Genomic DNA, 3,942 nt, shown 5'->3' with positions numbered 1-3,942 from the left:
GCCATTTAATCCTAGCTCACCATACAATTCAAAACCATCTAAATTTATTTTTTCTTTAATTTGTCCACTTGCTAACAACAAGCCAATCGCAATTGGCAGGTCATATCTACCGCCACTTTTAGGTAGATTAGCTGGCGCTAGGCTGACGGTAATACGCCCTTTGGGAAATTTAAATTGTGAGTTTATTAGGGCGCTACGCACACGCTCTTTACTCTCACGCACGGCACCTTCAGGCAATCCGACGATAGAAAACCCTGGTAAGCCACTCGAAATATGCACTTCAATGGTGACTAATGGTGCATCTAATCCTGTTGATGCGCGCGTAAATACTTGGCTTAATTGACTCATACTGCTTGCAATTCCTCCAAACTCCACCGAGGTTTAACGACAATTTCATTGCCTTTTGATACTTGTCCTTTAATAAGTCTTAGATGCCCAGCAAGGGCAATCATTGCACCGTTATCAGTACAAAAATCCTGACGTGGGTAAAATACTTGTGCATCTACTTTTTTACCCATTGTATCTAATTCATCTCTGAGTGCTTTATTTGCGCTAACACCGCCTGCCACAACCAAAGTTTTACGCCCTGTTTGCTCTAAGGCTCGACGGCATTTAATCATCAATGTTTGCGTTGCGGCCACTTCAAAGGCTTTGGCAATATCAGCTTTTTGCTCTGGGTGTTTAGCAAAGGTATTGCGTGCAAAAGTCTTGAGACCGCTAAAACTAAAATCCAGTCCTGGTCTGTCTATCATAGGTCTTGGGAATTTAAAAACACCCTCTTTGCCTTGTTCAGCAAGTGCAGCAAGTGCTGGTCCGCCCGGATAACCCAAACCTAGAATCTTAGCCGTTTTGTCAAAGGCTTCGCCCACTGCATCATCTAAAGATTCACCCAAAATTTTGTATTGCCCTATCGCTTCAACATCAACTAGCATTGTATGCCCACCAGAGACTAGTAACGCCACAAAGGGGAATTCAGGTTGCTTGTCTTCTAAGAGTACTGCGAGCAAATGTCCTTCCATATGGTGCACACCTAATGCGGGGATTTTCAAACTCCAAGCCAAAGATTTTGCCACAGCGCTACCCACTAACAATGCCCCTGCCAAACCCGGTCCAGCCGTATAGGCAACAGCACTGATATCGGTGAGTTTTATTTTAGCGTCTTCAAGCACAGCTTTAATAAGTGGCAAGACACGCTGTATATGGTCACGGGATGCTAATTCTGGCACAACACCGCCGTATTCTTGATGAATCTCAACTTGGGAAAATAATTGGTGTGCAATCAGTCCATCTTGCTGTGAATACAGCCCAATACCCGTTTCATCGCATGAGCTTTCTATGCCTAATGTGATGAAGTTAGTCACGCTGACCTAAATAAACTTCGCGCACTTTAGTGTTATTTAGGATTTGCTCCTTATCGCCCTCGGTAATAATCACGCCATCATGTAATACATAAGAATGATCACAAGTATCTAGCACTTCACGGTAATTATGGTCGGTAATCAATACACCAATACCTTTATTTTTTAGATGGAAAATAATTTGTTGTATATCACCCACAGAAATTGGGTCAACACCTGCAAATGGCTCATCTAATAAGATAAATTTTGGCTCCATTGCCACTGCTCTGGCGATTTCCACGCGTCGTCTTTCACCACCAGACAAGCTTAATCCATTAAGGGCGCGAATATGTCTGATATTAAATTCTTCTAATAATTCTTCTAAACGATTCTTTTGGGTGTCTTTGTCTAAGGCTTTATTAAGCTCTAAAACTGCCGTAATATTATCTTCAACAGATAATTTCCTAAAAACAGATGGCTCTTGAGGCAAATAACCCAGCCCTAATTTGGCGCGTTTATGCATTGGTAAATGGTCAATTTTATGGTTATTTAAAATAACTTGCCCAGAATCTGTCTTAACCAACCCACAAGCAATATAAAAACAAGTGGTTTTTCCTGCACCATTTGGCCCTAATAAACCGACTATTTCACCACTTTGCACAAAAAATGAAACACCTGAAACCACATTTCTACCTGAATAGGATTTACTAATATTGGTAACCTCAAGTGAATGCTGTGTGGACATAAAGTGTAAAATTATTTATAATGTTTAATTTTATCATTAATATATAGTCTTATGTTTAACACTAAAAATCCCAAAACTGCAACTCTGCCTGAGGCATCTATTACATCCCCCAGACCCAAACCTAGGGTGACGACAAATAATACTCAGCGCCTTAGTGCTACTAGTAGTCAAGAAAAAACCACCATTTCTCAAGGTTATTTTATTAAAGGGGAGATATCAGGCACTGATGATATCAGTGTTTTTGGCAAAGTTGATGGCACTATATTACTCAAAGAGAACATCCTTACCATTGAAAAACTGAGTGATGTTAAAGCCAGTATTGAGGCTAAGGTCGTTAATATCATTGGCCGTGTCGTTGGCAATATTAACGCAAATGAAAAAATCATCATCCATGAGGGAGGTTCTGTTACTGGTGATATGGATGCTCCAAAAGTCATCCTTAAAGATGGCTCTTACTTTAAAGGCAGTGTTTCAATGACCGAGAATAAGAAAATAGAGCCAACAACAACTAAAGAAGAGTCAAAAACTCAGACGAATAAACTTGTTTAGTTGACGCCTTAGTTTCAACCAACAATACACCTTCGTCATTCACACCACAGCACACACCTAAAAAAGTTTGTTTTTTATCGTCATAGCGCACCCGCTTACCTTGAAGGTAGTCTACACTTGCCCACTGCTTGGAAAAAGTTGTAAAACCATTCGCTTCAAAAACTTGGCAGAACTCTAAAATCTTATTGATTAAATCTTTAGTTAAATCAAACTGATTAATGGATTTTTGTGTGCTGATTGAATGTAAATCAGTCCACAGTGTTTGACAATCTATATCCACACCAATATTCACACCAATACCTATCACGACAGATTGAGTTTGGTTTCGAGTGGTATTCTTAATCAAAATTCCAGCCAGTTTCTTATCTTGATAATAAATATCATTGGGCCATTTAAGCTCTAAACCAATAGCACCGTAACCTCTCAACACTTCAAGTAGCGCCAAACCCACCACCAAACTCAAACCACTTAAATTAACCTTAGTTGAAAACACGCAACGAATAGACAGTAAAACACTATTGTCTTTATTGCTTAACCATGTTCGATTGTATTGCCCTTTGCCCTGCGTTTGTTCGCTAGCGATACACACCTGTGTTCTTGGTGAGAATTCCAACGATGAAAGATAATCATTGGTACTTGGTATTGAGTCAAAAATATGGCAATCAATATCGCCATTTAAGTGAGCGCTTATATTAGAATAATTATCCATGTTATAAGCACCAAAACCAAAGAAAGCCATACTGCCGCTGAGCCCATATCTTTTGCCGCACCAGATAGTGCGTGATACTCATCACCAATCCTGTCAACCACTGACTCAATGGCCGAATTTAACACTTCAACAATCAGCACCAAGAATACTGGTGCAATCAGTAGTACGCGTTCAATGGCTGATTCTTTCAGCCAAAATGCGAGTGATATTAACACAACACCAAACCACAACTCTTGCCTAAAGGCGACTTCTGATTGATAGCAAATTTTTAATCCTTGCATTGAAAATCCGAAAGCGTTACTAATTCGTTTTAATCCTGTGGCTTCGTTTTTCATAGTAATTTTATTTTACATCATAGTGAAACCTTTATATAAGGTGAATTCGACTCATAAACGCACCACTCCCAATTGACGAGCATCAATACCCGTCCTTTCAAAAAACACCTGATAAGGTGTTTTAAATCCTAAACATTTTCTTGGTCTAGAATTCAATTTATTCACAGCCCTAATCCAAAAATAGAAATCAAAAAAACACACAAACCCCAACTAGTATAATGGTTTCAACCAAAAAACCGCTTCACCCATTGGGTGAAAACACAAAAG

General features: G+C 39.5%; 6 protein-coding genes and 1 pseudogene. 1 reads left to right on the top strand and 6 read right to left on the bottom strand.

Annotation, left to right across the window (positions count from 1 at the left end; translation table 11 throughout):
• The 3 genes from BAZSYMA_RS03475 to lptB form a co-directional block, all read right to left on the bottom strand.
• The coding region (locus BAZSYMA_RS03475; RefSeq protein WP_277621612.1) for a magnesium chelatase domain-containing protein at positions 1-348 on the bottom strand (348 nt) is incomplete at its 3' end.
• Positions 345-1,361 carry a tRNA (adenosine(37)-N6)-threonylcarbamoyltransferase complex transferase subunit TsaD gene (tsaD, locus tag BAZSYMA_RS03470; protein WP_090715672.1) on the bottom strand — a complete coding sequence of 339 codons (1,017 nt, stop codon included), beginning with the start codon at positions 1,359-1,361 and terminating at the stop codon, positions 345-347. The genes BAZSYMA_RS03475 and tsaD, both read right to left, overlap by 4 nt.
• Positions 1,354-2,082 (bottom strand): LPS export ABC transporter ATP-binding protein, encoded by a 729-nt coding sequence (gene lptB / locus BAZSYMA_RS03465; protein WP_090715669.1) that lies wholly within the window; start codon positions 2,080-2,082, stop codon positions 1,354-1,356. Before lptB ends, tsaD begins: the two co-directional genes overlap by 8 nt.
• A 51-nt stretch (positions 2,083-2,133) precedes the next feature.
• Here lptB and BAZSYMA_RS03460 point away from each other — a divergent pair, with 51 nt between their 5' ends.
• Positions 2,134-2,631: a bactofilin family protein gene (locus BAZSYMA_RS03460; RefSeq protein ID WP_090715667.1), complete on the top strand. Its 498-nt coding sequence runs from the start codon at positions 2,134-2,136 to the stop codon at positions 2,629-2,631.
• On the opposite strand, the gene BAZSYMA_RS03455 is transcribed toward BAZSYMA_RS03460, so the two are convergent.
• The 3 genes and pseudogenes from BAZSYMA_RS03455 to BAZSYMA_RS10325 all read right to left on the bottom strand — a co-directional run.
• Positions 2,591-3,340, bottom strand: coding sequence for a biotin--[acetyl-CoA-carboxylase] ligase (locus tag BAZSYMA_RS03455; protein WP_090715665.1), 750 nt, complete (start codon positions 3,338-3,340; stop codon positions 2,591-2,593). The genes BAZSYMA_RS03460 and BAZSYMA_RS03455 overlap by 41 nt on opposite strands.
• Positions 3,319-3,675 (bottom strand): diacylglycerol kinase, encoded by a 357-nt coding sequence (locus BAZSYMA_RS03450; RefSeq protein ID WP_090715663.1) that lies wholly within the window; start codon positions 3,673-3,675, stop codon positions 3,319-3,321. Before BAZSYMA_RS03450 ends, BAZSYMA_RS03455 begins: the two co-directional genes overlap by 22 nt.
• Before the next feature lie 51 nt (positions 3,676-3,726).
• Positions 3,727-3,831 (bottom strand): annotated as a pseudogene (locus BAZSYMA_RS10325) (hypothetical protein); the annotation flags it as partial.
• Positions 3,832-3,942: the final 111 nt, after the last annotated feature.

Source organism: Bathymodiolus azoricus thioautotrophic gill symbiont (assembly GCF_001298715.1).
Lineage (GTDB): Bacteria > Pseudomonadota > Gammaproteobacteria > PS1 > Pseudothioglobaceae > Thiodubiliella.
The sequence above is the reverse complement of the archived record's forward strand: the minus strand, read 5'-3'. Positions and strand labels throughout refer to the sequence as shown.

Coding starts and splice junctions, on each gene's coding strand:
- lptB (WP_090715669.1), bottom strand. CDS start 2,082: ATGTCCACACAGCATTCACTTGAGGTTACCAATATTAGTAAATCCTAT.
- BAZSYMA_RS03460 (WP_090715667.1), top strand. CDS start 2,134: ATGTTTAACACTAAAAATCCCAAAACTGCAACTCTGCCTGAGGCATCT.
- BAZSYMA_RS03455 (WP_090715665.1), bottom strand. CDS start 3,340: ATGGATAATTATTCTAATATAAGCGCTCACTTAAATGGCGATATTGAT.
- BAZSYMA_RS03450 (WP_090715663.1), bottom strand. CDS start 3,675: ATGAAAAACGAAGCCACAGGATTAAAACGAATTAGTAACGCTTTCGGA.